Below are 20941 nucleotides of genomic sequence, written 5' to 3'. Positions count from 1 at the left end.
TTACGCCTCCCCGTCCGTCTTGATCCGGTTCATACCCAGCAGGGCCAGAATGGTCAGGACGGCGGCGACGGCCAGATAGGCGCCCACGGCCTGCAAGCCGTAACGCCCCGCCAGCCAGGTCGCCGCGAACGGCGCCAGCGACGCGCCCAGAATCCCCGCCAAATTGAAGGTCATCGACGCGCCGGTATAGCGCACCGCCGTCGGGAAGGGCCGCGCCAGCGCCGCGCCCAGCGGCCCATAGGTGCAGCCCATCAGGCTGAAGCCGATGATGAAGAAGGCCACGACGCCCGCCAGCCCGCCGCCGTCGAACAGAGGCGCCAAGACCAGGCCGAACAGGGCGATGGCGATCGAGGTGACCAGCAGCGTCCGCCCCTGCCCCCAGCGATCCGCCGCCAGCGCCGCCAGCGGAATGAACAGCCCGAAGAAGCAGACCCCGAGAAGTTGGATCGGCAGGAACTGCTCGCGCGTATAGCCCATCGCCGTCGTGCCCCAGCCCAGGGCGAAGACGGTCATCAGATAGAAGAGGACAAAGGTCGCCATCCCGGCCAGCGTCCCGGTCAGCAGGGCGAACTTGTGCCGCGCCAGCAGGGTCAGGATCGGCGTCTCGACCCGCTCGGCCTTGTCGATGGTCTTCTTGAACTCCGGCGTCTCGGTGATCCGCAGACGGACCCACAGGCCGACAAAGACCAGCAGCGAACTGGCTATGAAGGGAATGCGCCAACCCCAGCTCAGGAACTGCTCGTTCGGCAGGGTGGCCGTCAGGATGATGAAGCTCAGGGTCGACAGGATGAAGCCGATCGGCGCGCCCAACTGCGGGAACATGCCGTACCAGGCCTTCTTGCCCGGCGGCGCGTTCTCGGTGGCCAGCAGGACCGCCCCGCCCCATTCGCCGCCCAGACCCAGGCCCTGACCAAAGCGGCACAGGGCCAGCAGCAGAGGCGCCAGCAGGCCGACGGATTGGTAGGTCGGCAGCAGGCCAATGGCCACCGTCGACAGCCCCATGGTCATCAGAGCCGCGACCAGCGTCGCCTTGCGTCCCACCTTGTCGCCGAAGTGGCCGAAGACGACCGCCCCGACCGGTCGCGCGAAGAAGGCAATGGAGAAGGTGGCGAACGAGGCCAGCATGGCCGTCGTGGCGTCCTCGCCCGGAAAGAACAGGGCCGGAAACACCAGAACCGCCGCCGTGGCGTAGATGTAGAAGTCGAAGAACTCTATCGTCGTGCCGATCAGGCTTGCGAACAGAATTCTCCGCTTGGAGGCAGCAGGCGGTGAGAGTGCAGCGTCGGCCACGCGAAATCCTTAAATTGCTGCACGGTCATTGCGCTGCATCGTAATCCGCCGTCAAGACGACGCTTCACGTCCCGCGCGGCTTGGCCCGGCTGGTCGCCTCGGCGTTGGCGGGGTCTTCCGGCCAAGGATGACGCGGATAGCGACCGCGCATCTCGCTGCGCACCGCCGCCCACGATCCCGCCCAGAATCCCGGCAGGTCCTTCGTCACCTGAACCGGCCTTCGTGCTGGCGACAGCAAGGACAGGGTCAGCGGAACCCTCCCGCCGCCGACCGTCGGATGGGTCTTCACCCCGAACAACTCCTGCACCCGGATTTCGACGCACGGCCCGCCCTCGGCGGCATAGTCGATGCTGGCTGAACCCAGCGGCGTGGTCAGGCGCGGCGGCGCCAACTCGTCGAGCTTGCGCTGCAAATCCCAGGGAATCAGCCCGCGCAAAGCCTCGGCCAGCTTGCCGTCGCCGATGTCGCCCAGCGACCGCGCTCCGTCCAGCAGTGGCCACAGCCAATCCTCGCGCACCGTCAGCAAGCCCTCGTCCGACACGTCGGGCCAGGTCGCATCCAGCCCGCGCAGGAAGGCCAGCCGCGCCCGCAGCGCCCCCGCCTGTTCGCCCCAGTTCAGGGCCGACAGACCGCCTGCCTCGACTTCTGATTTCAGCGCCGCCGTCATGGTCGCGCGATCCGGCGCGCCGACGACCTTCTCGTCCAGCACCAGGGCGCCGATCCGGCGGATGCGGCGGATCACCGGCTTGCCGGAAGGCTCGCGCGCCAGCCGGTCCTCGACCTCGATCCGGTGCGCCAGATCGGCCTCCAGCGTCGCGGCGTCCAGCGCCGCCGCCAGGCGGATACGGTCGCGCGCGTCCCCGCCGCCCAGTTCGGCCACCGCCAGCCACGACTCGCGCGCCATATGTTCGGTCGGATCGAGGAAGGCCCCGCGCCCGGAGGCCAGCAGCACCTCGCCCGGCTTGCCCCGCGCCCGCGCGATCCGCTCCGGGAAGGCCTCGGCCAGCAGCAGGCCCGCATCGGCCTCGCCGCCAGTTCCACCGCCCGCCGCCCGCGCCCAGCGCTCGGCCAGCTTCATCGCGTCGCGCGCCCTCTGCGACCGATCTCGCTCCAGCCCCTTCAATCGGTCGTGCAGATCGATGGCGTTCCCACCCAGTCCCGGCTCGCTCAGCACCGCCGCTATCTTGGCCCCGCCCAGGGCGTCGCCCTGATCAGAGGCGACCGACACCATGTGCGCCAGTCGCGGCGGCAAGGGGATGCGCGTCAGCCGCCGCCCATGCGCCGTCAGGTCGCCCTTGGCGTCCAACGCCCCCAGTCGGGTCAGCACCTTCCGCGCCTCGGCCAAGGCTCCGGCGGGCGGCGGGTCCAGCAGGGCAAGCCCCTCGACCGATTTCGCGCCCCAGCGCGCCAGATCGAGCGCGAAGGCGGTCAGGTCGGCTTCCTGAATTTCCGGCCGCTGATGCGGGACCAGACCCCGCGTCTGCTCCTCGTCCCACAGGCGGTAGCAGACGCCCGGCTCTACGCGTCCGGCGCGGCCTCGCCTCTGCTCCGCCGACGAGCGGCTGACCTTGACCGTCGCCAACCGGGTCAGGCCGCTGGACGGCTCAAAGCGAGGGACACGCGACAGGCCGCCGTCGATCACGACGCGCACGCCTTCGATGGTCAGGCTGGTTTCCGCCACCGAGGTCGCCAGCACCACCTTGCGCCGTCCGGGCGGCGCCGGCTCGATGGCCCGGTCCTGCTCGCCCTTGTCCAGCGCCCCATAGAGGGCGACCACATCAACGGCCGGATCGCGCAGCCGTTCGTTCAGGCGCTGAACCGTACGATGGATTTCACCTTGCCCCGGCAGGAAGACCAGCACTGATCCTGTCTGATCGCCCAACGCCAGCATGATCGCCCGCGCCACAGCGTCCTCGAATCGCTCGGCGGCGTTGCGGCCCAGATAGAGGGTCTCGACCGGGAACATCCGCCCCTCGGCCTCGATCACGGGGGCGCCGTCCAGCAGTTTGGACACCCCCGTGATATCCAGCGTCGCGGACATGACCAGCAGCCGCAGGTCGTCGCGCAACACCGACTGACTCTCTCGCGCCAGAGCCAACCCGAGATCGGCGTCCAGACTGCGTTCATGGAATTCGTCGAACAACACCGCCCCGACGCCTTCCAGCGCCGGATCGTCGAGAATCATCCGCGTGAAGACGCCCTCGGTGATGACCTCGATGCGGGTCTCAGGCCCGATCCGGCTCTGCAGCCGGGTGCGATAACCGACCGTTCCGCCCGCCTTCTCCCCCAGGGTCGCCGCCATCCGGTCGGCCGCCGCCCGAGCCGCCAGCCTGCGAGGCTCCAGCACCAGCACCTTTTGATCGCCCAGCCAGGCCTGATCCAGCAGGGCCAAGGGCACGACCGTGGTCTTGCCCGCCCCCGGCGGGGCGGCCAGAACGACCGCATTGGTCGCGCTCAGCGCCGCTTTCAGCGGCTCCAGTACAGCGTGAATCGGCAGCATCACATCGGCTCTAGCCGCAACGCCCCCGGTCACGAAAGCGTCGTCATCGCTTCATCCAAACGAAACCGCGTTGCGCGCGGCCCTTCCGATGGTTAGCGTCCGCCCCCAAGAAGACGACCCGGGAGGGGTCGTTGCGTAATTGGGGGCGCGACTTCATGTCCGCAGACGGCGTAAAGCCAGCCGGCAACCGGCTATTCCTTAAAAAGTCCATTGCTCAGATTCAGAAAGAAGCCGCCAAGAGCGAGCTGAAACGGACCCTGGGTCCGTTGAATCTGATGAGCCTGGGCATCGGCGCCATCATCGGCGCCGGCATCTTCGTCCTGACGGGTCAGGTGGCCTCGGCCAATGCCGGCCCGGCTATCATGCTGTCCTTCGTCGTCGCCGGCTTCGCCTGCGCCTTGGCGGGCCTGTGCTACGCCGAACTGGCCTCGACCATGCCGGTCTCGGGCTCGGCCTACACCTATGCCTACGGCACCCTGGGTGAAGTCTTCGCCTGGATCATGGGTTGGCTGCTGGTGCTGGAATACGGCGTCGCGGCCTCGACCGTGGCGGTCGGCTGGTCCGGCTACGTCGTGTCGATCATGAACGACTTCGGCCTCAGCGCCAGTCTGTTCCCGACCATACAGTATGCGGGCGGCGAAGGTCCTCAGTGGGCCACGCCTCTGGTCCAACTGGTCCAGAACGCCGGCGCGACCTCCTTCCCGATGACGGGAACCTTCAACCTGGTCGCAGCCGTCGGCATCGCCGCCGTGTGCGGCCTGCTGGTGCTGGGCGTGTCGGAATCGGCGAACATCAACAACGCCATCGTCGTCATCAAGATCATCGTCCTGCTGACCTTCATCGCCGTCGGAATCCAGTACATCAACCCGGACAACTGGCACCCCTTCATCCCTGAACCGACCGGTCAGGCTGGCCAGTTCGGCGTCGGCGGCATCTTCCGCGGCGCGGCCATCATCTTCTTCGCCTACGTCGGCTTTGAAGCCGTCTCGACCGCCGCCGCCGAAGCCAAGAACCCGTCCAAGGACGTGCCGATCGGCATCCTGGGCGCCCTGTTCGTCTGCACCCTGATCTACATGGCCGTGGCCGCCGTCATGACCGGCGTGGTTCCCTACCTGGAACTGGCCTCGCCGGCTCCGATCGCCGTCGCCATCGACCGCATGGGTCTGGAATGGGCCAATGTGCCGCTGGCGGCATCGCCCAGCGGCCAACTGAACCTGATCGCCTTCCTGATCAAGATCGGCGCCATCACCGGCCTGTCCTCGGTCATGCTGGTGCTCTGCTACGGCCAGACGCGCGTCTTCTACACCATGGCCCGCGACGGCCTGCTGCCGAAGTCCTTCGCCAAGGTGCACCCGAAGTTCCGCACCCCCTGGATCGGCACCATCGTTCTGGGCATCCTGATCGCCATCGCAGCGGCCTTCCTGCCTATCTCTATCCTGGGCGACCTGGTGTCGCTGGGCACGGCCACGGCCTTCGCCATCGTCTGCCTGTCGGTCATCGTCCTGCGCGTGAAGCACCCTGAAATGGAACGTCCGTTCAAGGTGCCGGGCGGCATCGTGACGGCGGTTCTGGGCATCCTGGCCTGCCTCTTCCTGGCCAGCCAGAACCTGATCCCGATGTTCCAGCACGCCGCCGAGGACAACCCCCTGCCGTTGATGCTGCTGGGCGGCTACGCCGTCATCGGCGCGGTCATCTACGCCGCCTATGGCTTCTGGCACTCCAAGCTGGCCAAGGGCATCGACATCACCGAGGACGCCACGCTGGAAACGGCTGTGGAGGCCCTCGGCCACGGCGTCGACAACAAGAAGGACTGATCCCCGGATCGGTTCGGCCTCAAGCAGCGCAAGCGCGATAGGCCACCAGAAACGAGAAAGGCCCCGGAGAAATCCGGGGCCTTTTTTCCTATCCGGACCAACCTTGTCAGTTGCCCAATCCGCTGCCCTCGCCTACAGGCATTCGCCTACCTATGCGGATGTGGCGGAACTGGTAGACGCACCAGATTTAGGTTCTGGCGCCGAGAGGCGTGGAGGTTCGAGTCCTCTCATCCGCACCACGGGCTTCAGCCGGGATAGAGCTCGGCCAGCACACCCGGGATCATATCCGGCAAATCCTCCGCGATCAGCCCCGGCCCGAAACGCCTCGCCGCATCCGCGTGCATCCACACCGCCGCACAGGCCGCGTCGAAGCTCTCCATATGCTGGGCCAACAGCCCACCGATCATTCCCGCCAGAACGTCGCCGCTCCCCGCCGTGGCCAGCCAGGGCGTGCCGTTGCCGTTGACCGCGCAGCGCCCGTCAGGCGCGGCGATGACGGTGGCGCTTCCCTTGAGCACCAGAACGCATCCCGCCCGCCTGGCGGCCTCCTGCGCCGCCGTCTCGCGTCCCTCGGCCAACAGGCCCGGAAACAGACGCTCGAACTCGCCCTCGTGCGGCGTCAGGACGTCGTCGCGATCCAGACTGGCGAACAGGTCGCCCGGCCGGTCACGGAACAGGGTCAGGGCGTCCGCGTCGATCACCAGGGCCGCCCCCGTCCGCGCCAGCGCCGCCACATTGGCCGCCGTCGCCTCGGTCAGTCCCGCCGCCGGGCCGATCACCACGGCGTCCATCGGCTCGGCCAGCGCCGCCAGTTGATCGCCCGACACGAAGCTGGCCAGCATGACCGCCTCCAGCGCAGGCGCCAGCACCGGCGCAGCCTCGGGCGCACAGAAGACCTTTACCAGTCCCGCCCCGATTCTCAGCCCCGCGCGCGCCGCCAGCCTTGCAGCGCCCGTCGAATAAGCCCCGCCGGACACCACGCCAAGGCGCCCGCGCGCATGCTTGTGCGCCTCGGCGCCGGGCCAGGGCAGTCGGCTTTGCCATGTCATGGGGTCGTTGATCGGGTTCATGATCGAATTCCGTTCACGGATGGCCTCTACGCACGAAAATTGCTTGCCTTATTGTGCAATGCAATGTCCCTTTACCCCCCGAGCGTCGGACCAACCAAGGGAGCCGGCTCGGGACTCGCCATGAAGAAGATTGAAGCCGTCATCAAGCCATTCAAGCTGGATGAAGTGAAAGACGCTCTCCAGGATATCGGAGTGCAGGGCATGACTGTGCTGGAGGCCAAGGGATACGGCCGCCAGAAGGGTCATTCCGAGCTCTATCGCGGCGCCGAGTACGTCATCGACTTCCTGCCCAAGATCAAGATCGAGGTCGTCGTGGCCGATGATCTCGCCCCGGCCGTTGTCGACGCCATCCAGACCGCAGCCCGCACCGGCAAGATCGGCGACGGCAAGATCTTCGTCTCCGCTCTGGAAGACGTGATCCGCATCCGCACCGGCGAAACCGGCGCTCAGGCTATCTGACCCCACCACCACGGCCGTCCCGCAAGGGCGGCCGCTTTTCGTTTCTCCTCCCCGAACTGACAGGACTTCGAGAATGAGCGCCGCCCAAAAGATCCTTCAAGAGATCAAGGAAAAAGACGTCCAGTACGTCGACATCCGCTTCACCGATACGCGCGGCCGCCTGCAGCACGTGACCTTCGACATCGACATGGTCGACGAAGAGTTCCTGGAAGAAGGCACCATGTTCGACGGCTCGTCGATCGCGGGCTGGAAGGCCATCAACGAGTCCGACATGCTGCTGAAGCCGGACCTGACGCGCGCCTACATCGACCCCTTCTATCAGCAGACCACGCTGTTCCTGTTCTGCGACGTCCTCAGCCCCGACACGGGCGAGCCCTACAACCGCGACAGCCGCTCGATGGCCAAGAAGGCCCTGGCCTATGTCCAGTCCTCGGGCGTGGGCGACGTGGTCTATTTCGGCCCGGAAGCCGAGTTCTTCATCTTCGACGACGTGCGCTGGAACACCGCCCCGCACAACACCGGCTACAGCTTCGACTCGATCGAACTGCCGTCCAACACCGGCGCTGAGTACGCCGAGGGCAACCTGGGCCACCGTCCGGGTCACAAGGGCGGCTACTTCCCGGTCAACCCGGTCGACTCCGCACAGGACCTGCGCGGTGAGATGCTGGGCGTGATGAAGGACCTGGGCATGGACCCGGAGAAGCATCACCACGAGGTCGCCCCGGCGCAGCACGAACTGGGTCTGAAGTTCAGCGACCTGCTGACCATGGCCGACCGCCTGCAACTCTATAAGTACGTGATCCACAACGTGGCCGCGGCCTACGGCAAGTCGGCGACCTTCATGGCCAAACCCATGTTCGCCGACAACGGCTCGGGCATGCACGTCCACATGTCGATCTGGAAGGACGGCAAGCCCCAGTTCGCTGGCGACAAGTACGCCGGCCTGTCGCAGGAATGTCTGTGGTACATCGGCGGCATCATCAAGCACGCCAAGGCCATCAACGCCTTCGCCAACTCGACCACCAACTCCTACAAGCGTCTGGTGCCCGGTTATGAAGCTCCGGTGAAGCTGGCCTATTCGGCCAGCAACCGTTCGGCCTCGATCCGCATCCCGCACGTCTCCTCGCCCAAGGCCAAGCGTCTGGAAGCCCGCTTCCCCGACCCGATGGGCAACCCCTACCTGACCTTCGTGGCCCTGCTGATGGCGGGCCTGGACGGCATCGAGAACCGCATCGATCCGGGCGCGGCCGCCGACAAGAACCTCTACGACCTGCCGCCCGAAGAGCGCGGCTCGATCCCCGAGGTCGCCGGTTCGCTGAAGGAAGCCCTTGAGGCGCTCGACGCCGACCGCGCCTTCCTCAAGAAGGGCGGCGTCATGGATGACGACTTCATCGACAGCTACATCGCGCTGAAGTCGGAAGAGGTCGCCCGCCTTCAACTGCACCCGCACCCGGTCGAGTTCGACATGTACTACAGCTGCTGATCTCCGGATCAGGCTGACGAACAAGGCGCCGGGCGGAAACGTCCGGCGCCTTATTCATTTCGTCGCCGCTAAGGTGACGAAGAAGCCGCCCGCAACGCTCCTGCTGATCCCCACACCAGGGGCTATCGCCCCTCGCCAGGACAGGCCGCGAAGGTCACTTCGGCACTGGGTTCATGAAGGACCGATCAGCAAAGAAAACGGGCGCAAACCGTTCGGCCGCGCCCGCTCAAATCAGCATTTTCCAGGCGGCTCTCAGGCGGCCAGGCCTTCGTCCGCGTCTGCCTTCTTGCGGCGCAGTTCGATGATGCGGACGCACCAGATCGAGACCTCGTAGAGCAGCACCATGGGCACCGCGAGCATCAGCTGACTGATGGGGTCCGGCGGCGTCACCACGGCGGCGACGACGACCACGGCTACAATGGCGTAGCGACGCCCCTTGGCCATGACGCTGGAGCTGATCAGACCCGCCAGGCCCAGCAGCGTCATGACGACCGGCAACTGGAAGCACAGGCCAAAGGCCAGGATCAGGGCTGTCACCAGGTTCAGATAGTCCGACACCTTGGGCAGAAGCTCCGCCGCCACGCCGTCGCCGATGATCTGCTGGCTCAGCGAGAACCACATGACGAAGGGCAGCATAACGAAATAAACCAGAGCCGCGCCCAGCAGGAACAGCACAGGCGCCGCGATCAGGAACGGCAGGAAGGCGCCCTTCTCGTTGCGATAGAGGCCCGGGGCGACGAAGCGATACAACTGCCAGGCCAGGACCGGGAAGGCCACGATGACGGCGCCTAGGCCGGCCAGCTTCATCTTGGTGAACAGGATTTCCAGCGGCGCCGTGTAGATCAGCTTGACGCTCTGGTGGTCCACATCCGGCACAGGGATCAGGCGCGCCGTGCCCAGGATCAGGTCGAACGGTGAGACATGGCCGTGCGCCCCCACTGTCTGGTGAAAGGCGGCCGACACCACATAGGGCTGGACCAGGAAGAGGTAGAGTTTTTCGGAAAAGGCGAAGCAGCCGATGAAGGCGACGGCGAAGGCGACGACACAGATCAACAGCCGCCCGCGCAGCTCGATCAGGTGATCCATCAGAGGCGCGCGCGAGGCCTCGATATCGGCCTCGTCACGATCGAACGACGTCATAGCTCGACCTTCTTGGCGCGCTTGACCGCAGGCTTGGCGGCCGCGGGTTTTATCGAACCGCCGGTTGATGCGGCGGTCTTGGCCTTGGGTTTCGGCTTGGGCTTCACCGCCGCGACAGGTTCAGCGACCGCAGACGTATCCGGCCATTCATCCACCCCCGTGGCGACCGGCGCAGCCTCGACCACGGCGGGCGCGGCCAGGGCTGGCGCCTCCAGCGGGGCCTCAAGATCCTTGCGGATGTCCTTGAAGGCCGCTTCGGCGTCTGCGCCGAGCGGGTGCATCCCCTGCCCGGTCCGCAGCGCCTCGACCTCCTTGCGCAGGTCGTCCAGCTCGGACTGACGAGCCATTTCGTCGAAGCTCGCGCGGAATTCGTTGGCCATGCCGCGCGCCTTGGCGACGAACTGACCGACCTTGCGCATCAGCATCGGCAAATCCTTGGGCCCTACGACAAGCAGGGCCACCAGACCGATGACAAGGATTTCGAACCCGCCGATTCCGGGGCCAAGACCACCCATGATTCAGCGTCTTTCCGCGAAAGGCTTAGCGGTTTGCTTCTTCTTTTTCGGACTCGGTGCGCGGCAGCGAGCCGACGCCGTCCTTGGGCTTGGAATCGGTGTCGTCCTTCAGGCCGTCCTTGAAGGCGCGAATGCCCTTGGCGGCGTCGCCCATGATGCCCGACAGCTTGCCGCGACCGCCGAACAGCAGGGCGACAACGACGATGACGATGGCCCAGTGCCAGATGCTCATGGAGCCCATGGCGTTACCTCCTCAAGAGGACCACGAACGCGGTCCTGTCCGACTGATTGTTGTGCGTCATATAGGCTGACTGATGGCGGCGCGCCAAGGGACGCTGTAGGCATCGCGCCATGAGTCTGGTCGATCACGTCATCATTCACACCGACGGCGCCTGCAAGGGCAATCCCGGCCCCGGCGGCTGGGGCGCCATTTTGCAGACCGGCGGCGGTCACGAGAAGGAATTGTGGGGCGGCGAGCCCAACACGACCAACAACCGCATGGAGCTGATGGCCGCCATCGCCGCTCTGGAGGCCCTGAAACGCCCCTGCCGCGTCGATCTGCACACCGACAGCAAATACGTCATGCAGGGCATCACCGAATGGATTCGGGGCTGGAAAGCGCGCGGTTGGAAAACCGCCGACAAGAAGCCGGTGAAGAACGACGACCTGTGGCGCCGCCTGGACGAGGCCCGCAGCCCCCACGAGGTCAAATGGCACTGGGTCAAGGGTCACGCCGGCCACGTCCTGAATGAACGAGCCGACGTCCTGGCGAATCGCGGCGTCGAAGAGATGCGACGCCGCTAGAGCGAAATCGGTTCCGATGCGATCGCATCGGAACTCAGATATTCGCTCCAGCTAACGTGAGGTTGTCAGACGGGGCGCACCCGCAGGCGCGGCCCGTCCACCGATTCGATCACGACGCTCTCGCCGGCCAGGGGCGCTGCGCCCTCGATCTCAGCGGGCCATTCGGCGCCCGAGACGAAGACACGGCCGCGACCGTCCACGAAGGCTTCGACCACCCGCGCCCGTTCACCGACCAGACGCAGGTCACGGTCGTTGATGTCGGGTTCGTCCTGGGGATTCACGCGCTTGATCAGGCGGCGCGACAGAACGGTCGAGGCCACGGTCAGGGCGGCGAAGACGCCGATCTCGACCGGCAGCCCCAGATTGGGCGCCAGCGCCGAAATCAGCGCGGTCAGCCCGGCAGAAACGGCGGGCCAAAGCAGCCACTCGGTTGAAGCGGCCGCCTCGATGGCTAGAAGGACCACGCCCACCGCCAACCACAGCCAGAAGGGCTGGGCGGCGTAGAGGTTCAAAATCCAGTCCATGCCCTACTCCGTGGTCGGCACGGCGCCGCCGGGGCGACGCGGCGCGGGACGGGCCGGCGCGGCGGGCGCCGAGGCCGGAGCCGGACGGGCGACGGCGCGCGTTTCGCTGCGGACCTGCTGTTGCTCCTTGGCCAGACCGACCAGTTCGCCCAGACCGGCGATGGTGCCGACCAGGCCGCCCATTTCAGCGGGCACGATGACCGTCTTCTGCTGCGGGCTGCGGGCCAGTTCGGCAAAGGCTTCGACGTATTTCTGGGCCACGAAGTAGTTGATGGCGTTGACATCGCCGCGGGCGATGGCTTCCGACACCATGGCCGTCGCCTTGGCCTCGGCCTCGGCTTCACGCTCACGGGCTTCGGCGTCGCGGAAGGCGGCTTCGCGGCGGCCCTCGGCCTCTAGGATCGCGGCCTGCTTGGCGCCCTCGGCGCGGGCGATCGCGGCCTGTTTCTCGCCGTCCGCCTCGGTGATGACGGCGCGACGCTCGCGCTCGGCCTTCATCTGACGCGCCATGGCGTTGGTGATGTCGGTCGGCGGCGTCAGGTCCTTGATCTCGATGCGGTTGGCCTTGACGCCCCACGGCTCGGTGGCCGCATCGATGACGTGCAGCAGACGGGTGTTGATGGCGTCGCGCTGCGACAGCACCTCGTCCAGCTCCATCGAGCCGACCACAGTCCGCAGGTTGGTCATGCAGAGCTGGGCGATGGCATAGGGCAGGTCATCGACGCGATAGGCGGCGCGGGCGGCGTCCATCACCTGGATGAAGACGATGCCGTCCACCTTCACCATGGCGTTGTCCTTGGTGATGACCTCCTGGGTCGGGACGTCCAGCACCTGCTCCATCATGTTCATCCGCTTGCCGATGCGCTCGACGAACGGGGTCAGGATGCTGATGCCCGGCTTCAGCGTCTTGGTGTATTTGCCGAAGCGTTCCACCGTGAATTCACGGCCTTGCGGCACGATCTTGATGACGCTGAACAGGAAGATGATCGCGAAGGCCGCGAACATCAAAAAGAAGATAATCGAGAAATCCATAAGCCCCTCCGGTTGGCGGTCAGCTTAACGGTCGCCTGGCCCTCGCGCCACCGAATCCGGTTCGCTGGCGATGACAAGGGCGTCAGCGCTCCCCTTTCGCTCCATGGGTCACCGCCATGGCGTGGGCCTGACGAATGATGCGCCGGGTCTCCGACCAATCCACTCGCCGCAGCGCCTCCTCAAACGGCACAAAGACCGCCTCGGCCGCATCATCGCCCGCTGTCGGCTCGCCGCCCGTCCAAAGCGCGGCGTAATCGATCAGGACGTAGTGCCGCCCGGCCTCGGGAAACAGGCCGTCCACCACGTCGATCAGGCCGATCAGTTCGGCCTCGACGCCCGTCTCCTCGCGCAGTTCGCGCAGCGCCGCCTCGGCCAGCCGCTCGCCCGGCTCGATTCGGCCGCCGGGCAGGCTCCATTCGCCCTGACGCGGCGGCGTGCCGCGACGGATCAGCAGGACTTCGTCGCCCTTCAGGCAAACCACACCCACGGCCGGGGTCGGAATCATGTTTTCTCCGCGAATTGACCGCCTGGAGGCAGGGTTTTGCGCTTCCACCACGCCACGCCTTTTGCCACAAGGCGGATATGACCCTCCCCACGCCCGCCGCCATCGAAGAGCTGAAATCCGCCCTGCCCGGCGCATGGACCACGGACGCCGACGACATGGCGCCCTGGCTGACCGAATGGCGCGGGCGCTGGACCGGCGAAACCCCGATCCTGCTGCAACCCCGCACGACCGAGGAAGTGGCCAAGGCCATCGAAATCTGCGCCCGCCACGGCGTCGCCGTCGTGACCCAGGGCGGCGGCACTGGCTTGGTCGGCGGCCAGATCCCGTTCGGAGAGGTGCTTCTGTCCACGCGCAAGCTGCGAACCGTGCGCGACGTCACGCCGCTGGACGACGCCATGACGCTGGAGGCCGGCGTCACCCTGCTGGAGGCTCAGCAACTGGCCAAGGAGCAGGACCGCTTCTTCCCCCTCAGCCTGGCCGCCGAAGGCTCGGCCACCATCGGCGGCGTCATCTCGACCAACGCCGGCGGCACCGCCGTCCTGCGCTACGGCATGATGCGCGATCTGGTGCTGGGCATTGAGGCGGTCATGCCGGACGGTCAGGTCTTCAATGGCCTGAAGCGGCTGCGCAAGGACAACACCGGCTATGACCTGAAGCAGTTGTTCATCGGCGCCGAGGGCACGCTTGGCGTCGTCACGGCGGCGACCCTGAAGCTCTTCCCCATCATGCGCAGCCGCGCCACGGCCATCGTCGGCCTGGAAAGCCACCACGCCGCCGTGGCCCTCTTGGCCCGCGCCAAGGCCGAGACCGGCGGCGGGGTCGAGGCCTTCGAACTGATGAAGCGCCTGGGCATGGCCCTGGTGCTCAAGAACATTCCCGACACGCGCGAACCGCTGGAATCCACGCCCGCCTGGTACGTCCTGATCGAGCTGACCTCGGGCGAGCCCGGCGGCGCCGATTCGGCCATGGAGCGGCTGCTGACCAACGCTTTCGAGGAGGGCCTGATCGTCGACGCCGCCATCGCCCAGAACGACGCCCAGAAGGCCGCCTTCTGGCGTCTGCGCGAGGAACACTCGGCGGGGCTCAAGCCCGAGGGCGGCGGCTGGAAGCATGACGTCTCGGTGCCGGTCTCCCGCATCGCCGACTTCATCGACGAGGCCACGGCGGCGGTCGAGAAGTTCCACCCCGGCTGCCGGGTCTCGGTCTTCGGCCATGTCGGCGACGGCAACCTTCACTATGATGTGATCCCCGGCATTGGCGAGGACGTGCCCGCCTTCATCGCCCGCTGGATGGAAGGCTCCGAAGTCGTCCACGACGTGGTGGCCCGCTACAACGGCTCCATCTCGGCCGAACACGGCCTGGGACGGCTGAAAACCGACGAGGCGCGGCGCTACAAGTCCCCGCTGGAGATCGCGACCATGCAGGCGATCCGACAGGCCGTCGACCCGCAGCGGATCATGAATCCGGCGGTCCTCTTCTAGGCCTCACGACCGCATGTGACGCCGCCAAAGGTTCAAATCGTCACGGAAGCGGCCTATGAGGCCCGCTTCCCGATGTTTCGGAGCCTGTGTCGCCTTGCTGATCGTCCTGTCCCCGGCCAAACGGCTGGACTTCACGCCCCCTGCCCTCGAGGTGCCGTCGACCCCGCGTCGCTGCGCCGATGAAACGGCGGAACTGGCCAAGGTCACCAAGAAGTTGAGCCGCGCCGACCTGCGCCGTCTGATGTCGATCTCCGACGCCCTGGCGGACCTCAACTACGAGCGTTTCCAGTCCTTCGACAACGAAACGTCCGAGGGTGCGCTGCAGGCCGTCTTCGCCTTCGCCGGCGACGTCTATGACGGGCTGGACGCGCGCTCGCTGGCCCCCGCTGACCTGGCCTGGGCCCAGGATCACCTGCGTATCCTGTCGGGCTTCTACGGCCTGCTGCGCCCGCTGGACGCCATCCAGCCCTATCGCCTGGAGATGGGCATCCGTCTGAAGACCAAGCGCGGCGCCAACCTCTATGACTTCTGGGGCGAGCGCATCTCGCAGCGCCTGAACGCCGACGCCGAGCCGCTGGCCGACCGGACGCTGGTGAACCTGGCCAGTCAGGAATATTTCGGCGCCGTCGACGCCAAGGCGCTGAAGCTGCCGCTGGTCACGCCCCACTTCAAGGAGCGCAAGGACGGCGAGGCCCGCATCATCTCCTTCTTCGCCAAGAAGGCGCGCGGCTCCATGGCCCGCTACGCCATCGAGAACCGCATCGAAAAGGCCGCCGATCTCAAGGCCTTCGACCGCGACGGCTACCGCTTCGACAAGGCGCTTTCGACGGACGCGGACTGGATATTCATCAGGGAAGGAAATTCCTGATCGCCAGATTGAACGACTGCGGTTAGGCTGCGTTGCAGCATAGCTAATTCACGGGTTCTCTCCGCATGTTCGCCATGAACGATCTCAAGGGCCAGGTGGCCGTCGTCTCCGGCTCGACGTCCGGCATCGGCCTGGCTCTGGCGCGCGCCGTCGCTCAATGCGGCGGCGACGTGGTTCTGAACGGCCTGGGCGACCCCGCCGTCATCGAACAGACCCGTGCCGACCTGGCCGCCGAGACGGGCGTTCGCGTCCTCTACCATCCCGCCGACATGACCCAGCCGGATCAGATCGCCGACATGGTGGCCACGGCGCATCGCGAGCTCGGCCGCCTCGACATCCTGGTCAACAACGCCGGCATCCAGCACGTAGAGGCCGTCGAGAACTTCCCCGCCGAGGCGTGGGAAAAGATCATCTCGATCAACCTGTCCTCGACCTTCTACGCCACCAAGGCGGCGATCCCGATCATGAAGGCCCAGGGACGTGGTCGCATCGTCAATATCGCCTCAGCCCACGGTCTGGTCGCCAGCCCGTTCAAGTCGGCCTATGTCGCCGCCAAGCACGGCGTGATCGGCTTCACCAAGACGGTGGCCCTGGAACTGGCGCAGGAGAACATCACCTGCAACGCCATCTGCCCCGGGTTCGTCGAGACCCCCATCGTTGCCAAGCAGATCGAGGATCAGGCCCGCACGCGCGGCATGACGCCCGAAGACGTGATGAAGAACGTCATCCTCGGCTCGCAGCCGACCAAGCGCTTCGTCACGACCGACGAACTGGCGGGCATCTTCCTCTATCTGGTGTCCGACCTCGGGGCTTCGGCCAACGGGTCTCACTTCTCAGTCGATGGCGGCTGGACCGCGCAATAACGCACTCGCGTCATCCCGGAAGCGGCGCAACCGCTATCCAGGACCGCCCAGGACACAACGTCCGGCGACGGCGCTTCTGGCGGCCCCGGCTCTCCGCTACGCTGCGGCCGGGATGACGGAGTGAGGCATGGCGACAAAACGCAAACCCATCTGCCTGGCGCTTCAGGGCGGCGGCTCGCACGGCGCCTTTCAGTGGGGCGTGCTGGATCGGCTGCTGGAAGCTGACATCCTCGACATCCGCGCCGTCACCGCCGCCTCCGCCGGGGCGATGAATGCTGCAGCCCTGATCACCGGCCTGGAACAGGGCGGCGCTGACGGCGGCCGCGCGGCGCTCGACCGGTTGTGGCGCGAGGTCAACCAATCCGGCGGCCGCAACGTCTTCGGCGACAGCGCCATCTGGTCCAAGACCCTGACGCCCGACTGGCTGAAGGACACGCCCATGTGGAAGGCCGGGGAAACCCTCGCCATGTCCATGAGCCCCTATTCGTTCAACCCCTTCAACCTGAACCCGCTGAAGCGGGTGCTGGAAACCGCCGTCGATTTCGAGGCGGTGCGGGGCTCAGACATCCAGTTGATCGTCTCGACCACGGCGGTTCGCGCCGGGCGCTCACGCCTGTTCCGCTCAGCCGAGATCACCCCCGATGTCCTGCTGGCCTCGGCCTGCCTGCCCCACCTGTTCCAGGCGGTCGAGATCGAGGGCGAGCCCTACTGGGACGGCGGCTATCTGGCCAATCCCGCGCTGTGGCCGCTGTTCTACGCCGACACGCCCGACGACATCCTGCTCTTGCCACTCAACCCCTTCGTCCGCGACGAGGCCCCGCGCGAGGCGGGCGAAATCATGGATCGCCTGAACGAGATCCTGTTCAACGCACCCCTGGTCGCCGAACTGCGCGCCGTCGCCTTCGTCCAGGACCTGATCGCCGAGGGCAAACTCAGCCGCAACGAAGACCGCCATCGCGCCGTCCGCATGCACGCCATAGAGGTCGACGACTGGCTGGGCAGCCTGTCGCTGTCGACCAAGTTCGACACCGAATGGAGCTTCCTCAACGACCTGAAGTCGCGCGGACGTCAGGCGGCGGAGCAATGGCTGGACACCTGTGCGCCCCAGGTCGGCAAGGCCTCCAGCGTCAATCTGAAGGCCCGCTTCCTCTAGCCCCCGCTTCGTCTAACCAACAAAGCCTGCCGCGCGACGCAGTCGGTCGTTGATCGCCTCGCCCAGCCCCTTGTGCGGGATGGGCGACACGGCGATGCCCGCAGGCTTGGTGCGGTCCGCCTCGCGTAGCAGGCGGAACAGATTGGCCGCCGCCTCGCGCAGGTCGCCGCTCGGGCTCAAGCTCCATCGCGGCTCGCCGGCGTCAGGACCGAAGCCCAACAGGATTTCGCCGTTCTTCGCCGCCTCGGCCTCGATCCGCACCGGGGCGTCGGGCGCATAGTGCAGCGCCAGCCGACCGGGCGAGCGATGCCCTTGCCCGTTCTCGGCCAGTGGGCCGACCACGGCCTCGATCTCCTCGCGCGTCACGGAACCGGGGCGCAGCAGGGCGACCTGCCCGTCCAGCACGGACACGACAGTGCTCTCCACGCCGACGGCGCAGGGTCCGCCGTCCACGGCGGCGCCGACCGCATGGCCGGTCTCTTCCAGGGCGTCGTCAAAGGTCGTGGGGCTGGGTCGTCCTGAGCGATTGGCCGAGGGAGCGACCACGGCCCCGCCGAAAGCCGCGATCACGGCCCGCGCCCTAGGATGCCCCGGCACCCGAACGGCCACGCTGTCCAGACCGGCGCGGGCCAGATCACAGACCCGCTCGCGGTCCCGCACCGGCGCCACAATGGTCAGAGGGCCGGGCCAGAAGGCCTCGGCCAGGGCCCGCGCCCGGTCGTCGAAGACGGCGATGCTTTCGGCGTCCAGGGCGTTGGCGACGTGCGCAATCAAGGGGTTGAAGCGCGGTCTTCCCTTGGCCTCGAAGATGCGCGCCACCGCCTGGGGGTTCGAGGCGTCGGCCGCCAGTCCATAGACCGTCTCGGTCGGCAGCATGACCAGCCGTCCGGTCTTCAGCGCCTCGGCGGCGATTTCGGGGGTGTCGCCCTTCATGGCCGGCGCGGGATCAGGGGGATCATGCGGTGCAGCACATTGTCCCGGTTGATGAACTGATGCTTCAGCGCCCCCACGACGTGCAGGGCGATCAACAGATAGAGCAGCTTGGCCACCGCGCCGTGGACATCCATGAACTGGCCCGCCGCCTCGCGCCCGCCGCCGACCGGCAGCAGGGGCCACTGGAACAGGCCGAACCAGCTGATCTCGCGCCCGCCAGCCGACGACGCCAGCCACCCGGTCAGCGGCATGGCCAGCAGGACGACGTAGAAGGCGATCTGCGTCGTCCGCGCCAAAATTCGCTCCCATTTCGGCATCTCGACCGGCAGGGCGATCAGCGGATTGGCCAGCCGCCAGCCGATTCGCCCCAGGGTCAGGACCAGGATGGTCAGGCCGACCGCCTTGTGAATCTGCACGAACTCACGCGACAGCGGCCCCTCGGTCGCGTCATGGGCCATGATCAGTGCCACCTGGGCGACCACGGCCACGGCGATGACCCAGTGCAGGATCAGCGACACGGTCGAATAGCGATTTCGAGGCTCGGCCAAGGGTCTTTCCTTCCGCGACGGCACTGAGGCAGAGAGTGGCGCGAACCGCGACCAAAGTCCAAGCGCCCTTGCATCAGCGACCGCTGGGGCGTCAGAAGCATGTTGAAGATTCTGGAGACCGCCATGAGCTACCGCGCCCCCGTCCGTGACCTCGCCTTCGCCCTGGAAGCCGTCGCCGGCATTGATCAGGTCGCCGCCACCGGCGCGTATCCCGACTACGACGCCGACGTCCTGGGCGCAGTGCTGGAGGCCGCAGGTCAGTTTTCGGAACAGGTCCTGGCCCCGCTGAACCGTCCGGGCGACCTGGCCGGCGCCAAATACGCAAATGGCGCCGTCACCGCAGCCCCTGGCTTCGTCGACGCCTATCGCCAGTTCGCCGAGGGCGGCTGGACCGGCCTGACCGCCTCGGTCGAGGCCGGCGGCCAGGCCCTGCCCAAGGCGCTGGAGCTGGCGGCCTATGAGACCGTCCACGCCGCCAACATGGCGTTTGGCCTCTGCCCCATGCTGTCCCTGGCCTCGATCGAAGCCCTGGAAGCGGTCGGCACCGACTATCAAAAGGCCACCTATCTGACCAAGCTGGTCAGCGGCGAATGGACCGGAGCCATGGTGCTGACCGAGCCGCACGCCGGGTCCGACCTGGGCGCGCTGACCACCACGGCCACGCCGAACGGCGACGGCACCTATGCCCTGAACGGCCAGAAGATCTTCATCACCTGGGGCGACCACGACGCCACGGACAACATCGTCCACCTGGTGCTGGCCCGCCTGCCCGACGCCCCGGCCGGTCCCAAGGGCATCAGCCTGTTCCTGACGCCCAAGTTCGCGGTCAACGCCGACGGCTCGCTGGGCGAGCGCAACGCCTTCCATCCGGTCGGGGTCGAGCACAAGCTGGGCATCCACGCCTCGCCCACCTGCGTCATGGCCTATGAAGGCGCCCGCGCCGAACTGGTCGGCCGCCCGAACGAGGGCCTGGCCCATATGTTCGTGATGATGAACGCCGCCCGCCTGGCCGTCGGCGTCGAGGGCGTCGGCGTGGCCGAGCGCGCCTATCAGCACGCCCTGGCCTATGCCCTGGAGCGCCGTCAGGGCCGCAGCGTCTGGACCGGCGAGAAGAACGCCCCGATCTTCGACCACCCCGACGTGCGCCGCACCCTGGGCGTCATGAAGGCCAAGATCGCCGCCGCCCGCGCCATCTGCCTGTCCACCGGCGTCGCCGCCGACCTGGCCAAGCACGCCGCCACCGAGGCCGAGCGCAAGACGTGGAAGGGCCGTGAGGACCTGTTCACCCCCATCGCCAAGGCCTGGTCCACCGACGTCGGCTGCGAGGTCGCCTCCCTGGGCGTTCAGGTTCACGGCGGCATGGGCTTCATCGAGGAAACCGGCGCGGCCCAATACTATCGCGACGCCCGCATCACCCCGATCTACGAAGGCACCAACGGCATTCAGGCTATGGACCTGGTCGGGCGCAAGCTGTCGATGGACGGCGGCGACTCGGCCAAGGCCCTGATCGAGGACATGAAGGCCACCCTGGCCCAGATCGACCGCCTCTACACCGGCAAGCCCGTCGAACGCCTCGCCACGGCCATCGAGGCCGTCGAGGACGCCACACTCTGGCTGCTGGACCGCAAGGCCGCCGCTGACGGCGCCGCCGACGTTCTGGCTGGCGCCGACGCCTATCTGAAGCTGATGGGCGACGTGGTCGGCGGCTGGATGCTGGCCAAGGGCGCCCTGGCCGCCAAGGCCCGCCTCGACGCCGGGAACGGCGATCCCGTCTGGCTACAGGGCAAGCTGGACCTCTACGAACTCTACGCCGCCAACGTCCTCGGCCACGTCTCCAGCCGCCTGGCCGCCGTGGGCCAGGGCGGCGACCTGTTGCAAGGGCTCAGCGTCGAAGCCCTCGCTGGCTAACAACGGTTATTGAGATCGCCGCGCCTCCCGTGCCAACATGGCGCGGGAGGT

The 20941-nt window shown here is 67.0% G+C and carries 20 protein-coding genes and 1 tRNA gene; 10 read left to right on the top strand and 11 right to left on the bottom strand.

Annotated features, from left to right (window positions below):
- Both ACR9FL_RS08990 and hrpB read right to left on the bottom strand, forming a co-directional pair.
- Positions 1–1290 (bottom strand): MFS transporter, encoded by a 1290-nt coding sequence (locus ACR9FL_RS08990; RefSeq protein ID WP_436358045.1) that lies wholly within the window; start codon positions 1288–1290, stop codon positions 1–3.
- A 64-nt stretch (positions 1291–1354) separates the two neighbouring features.
- Complete coding sequence (hrpB, locus tag ACR9FL_RS08985; protein ID WP_436358044.1) at positions 1355–3790, bottom strand: ATP-dependent helicase HrpB; 2436 nt, start codon at positions 3788–3790, stop codon at positions 1355–1357.
- Positions 3791–3945: 155 nt separating this feature from the next.
- Between hrpB and ACR9FL_RS08980 the strand changes: the two genes are divergently transcribed.
- A complete protein-coding gene (locus tag ACR9FL_RS08980) occupies positions 3946–5604 on the top strand; it encodes an amino acid permease (protein WP_436358043.1) in 1659 nt (552 codons plus the stop codon).
- Between the two features lie 154 nt (positions 5605–5758).
- A tRNA-Leu gene (locus ACR9FL_RS08975) sits at positions 5759–5843 on the top strand.
- Between the two features lie 6 nt (positions 5844–5849).
- On the opposite strand, the gene ACR9FL_RS08970 is transcribed toward ACR9FL_RS08975, so the two are convergent.
- Positions 5850–6674 (bottom strand): NAD(P)H-hydrate dehydratase, encoded by an 825-nt coding sequence (locus ACR9FL_RS08970; RefSeq protein ID WP_436358042.1) that lies wholly within the window; start codon positions 6672–6674, stop codon positions 5850–5852.
- A 120-nt stretch (positions 6675–6794) separates the two neighbouring features.
- Between ACR9FL_RS08970 and ACR9FL_RS08965 the strand changes: the two genes are divergently transcribed.
- Positions 6795–7133, top strand: coding sequence for a P-II family nitrogen regulator (locus ACR9FL_RS08965; RefSeq protein ID WP_105563500.1), 339 nt, complete (start codon positions 6795–6797; stop codon positions 7131–7133).
- A 73-nt stretch (positions 7134–7206) separates the two neighbouring features.
- Positions 7207–8616 carry a type I glutamate--ammonia ligase gene (glnA, locus tag ACR9FL_RS08960; RefSeq protein ID WP_105563499.1) on the top strand — a complete coding sequence of 470 codons (1410 nt, stop codon included), beginning with the start codon at positions 7207–7209 and terminating at the stop codon, positions 8614–8616.
- A gap of 252 nt (positions 8617–8868) precedes the next feature.
- Here glnA and tatC read toward each other — a convergent pair whose 3' ends face one another.
- The 3 genes from tatC to ACR9FL_RS08945 are packed head-to-tail and all read right to left on the bottom strand — an operon-like array spanning position 8869 to position 10512.
- Positions 8869–9756, bottom strand: a complete 888-nt coding sequence (tatC, locus tag ACR9FL_RS08955; protein WP_436358041.1) for a twin-arginine translocase subunit TatC — start codon at positions 9754–9756, stop codon at positions 8869–8871.
- Complete coding sequence (gene tatB, locus ACR9FL_RS08950; RefSeq protein ID WP_436358040.1) at positions 9753–10271, bottom strand: Sec-independent protein translocase protein TatB; 519 nt, start codon at positions 10269–10271, stop codon at positions 9753–9755. The genes tatC and tatB overlap by 4 nt, the downstream gene beginning before the upstream one ends.
- 25 nt (positions 10272–10296) lie before the next feature.
- On the bottom strand, positions 10297–10512 hold the full coding sequence (locus ACR9FL_RS08945; RefSeq protein ID WP_436358039.1) for a twin-arginine translocase TatA/TatE family subunit: 216 nt from the start codon (positions 10510–10512) through the stop codon (positions 10297–10299).
- Between the two features lie 110 nt (positions 10513–10622).
- Here ACR9FL_RS08945 and rnhA point away from each other — a divergent pair, with 110 nt between their 5' ends.
- Positions 10623–11075 (top strand): ribonuclease HI, encoded by a 453-nt coding sequence (gene rnhA, locus ACR9FL_RS08940; RefSeq protein ID WP_436358038.1) that lies wholly within the window; start codon positions 10623–10625, stop codon positions 11073–11075.
- A gap of 65 nt (positions 11076–11140) precedes the next feature.
- Here the strand turns inward: rnhA and ACR9FL_RS08935 are convergent, their stop codons facing one another.
- The 3 genes from ACR9FL_RS08935 to ACR9FL_RS08925 form a co-directional block, all read right to left on the bottom strand.
- Positions 11141–11599: an NfeD family protein gene (locus ACR9FL_RS08935; RefSeq protein WP_296176387.1), complete on the bottom strand. Its 459-nt coding sequence runs from the start codon at positions 11597–11599 to the stop codon at positions 11141–11143.
- Between the two features lie 3 nt (positions 11600–11602).
- Complete coding sequence (locus ACR9FL_RS08930; RefSeq protein ID WP_436358037.1) at positions 11603–12631, bottom strand: SPFH domain-containing protein; 1029 nt, start codon at positions 12629–12631, stop codon at positions 11603–11605.
- 82 nt (positions 12632–12713) lie between these two features.
- Entirely contained in the window at positions 12714–13136 is a 423-nt protein-coding gene (locus tag ACR9FL_RS08925; protein ID WP_296176383.1) for an NUDIX hydrolase, read from the bottom strand.
- Positions 13137–13213: 77 nt separating this feature from the next.
- Between ACR9FL_RS08925 and ACR9FL_RS08920 the strand changes: the two genes are divergently transcribed.
- From ACR9FL_RS08920 to ACR9FL_RS08905, 4 genes are all read left to right on the top strand, one after another.
- Positions 13214–14617, top strand: a complete 1404-nt coding sequence (locus ACR9FL_RS08920) for an FAD-binding oxidoreductase (protein ID WP_436358036.1) — start codon at positions 13214–13216, stop codon at positions 14615–14617.
- 94 nt (positions 14618–14711) lie between these two features.
- Positions 14712–15485, top strand: coding sequence for a peroxide stress protein YaaA (yaaA, locus tag ACR9FL_RS08915; RefSeq protein ID WP_436358035.1), 774 nt, complete (start codon positions 14712–14714; stop codon positions 15483–15485).
- Between the two features lie 65 nt (positions 15486–15550).
- A complete protein-coding gene (locus ACR9FL_RS08910) occupies positions 15551–16348 on the top strand; it encodes a 3-hydroxybutyrate dehydrogenase (protein ID WP_296176374.1) in 798 nt (265 codons plus the stop codon).
- A 127-nt stretch (positions 16349–16475) separates the two neighbouring features.
- A complete protein-coding gene (locus ACR9FL_RS08905; protein ID WP_436358034.1) occupies positions 16476–17501 on the top strand; it encodes a patatin-like phospholipase family protein in 1026 nt (341 codons plus the stop codon).
- 12 nt (positions 17502–17513) lie between these two features.
- Here ACR9FL_RS08905 and ACR9FL_RS08900 read toward each other — a convergent pair whose 3' ends face one another.
- Positions 17514–18434, bottom strand: coding sequence for an L-threonylcarbamoyladenylate synthase (locus ACR9FL_RS08900; protein WP_436358033.1), 921 nt, complete (start codon positions 18432–18434; stop codon positions 17514–17516).
- Positions 18431–18982, bottom strand: coding sequence for a cytochrome b (locus tag ACR9FL_RS08895; protein ID WP_436358032.1), 552 nt, complete (start codon positions 18980–18982; stop codon positions 18431–18433). The genes ACR9FL_RS08900 and ACR9FL_RS08895 overlap by 4 nt, the downstream gene beginning before the upstream one ends.
- A gap of 123 nt (positions 18983–19105) precedes the next feature.
- On the opposite strand from ACR9FL_RS08895, the gene ACR9FL_RS08890 reads away from it, so the two are divergent.
- Positions 19106–20890, top strand: a complete 1785-nt coding sequence (locus ACR9FL_RS08890; RefSeq protein WP_436358136.1) for an acyl-CoA dehydrogenase — start codon at positions 19106–19108, stop codon at positions 20888–20890.
- Positions 20891–20941: the final 51 nt, after the last annotated feature.

It is taken from the genome of Brevundimonas sp. CEF1, assembly GCF_051353055.1.
GTDB lineage: Bacteria > Pseudomonadota > Alphaproteobacteria > Caulobacterales > Caulobacteraceae > Brevundimonas.
This window is presented reverse-complemented; position numbering and strand designations above follow the sequence as displayed.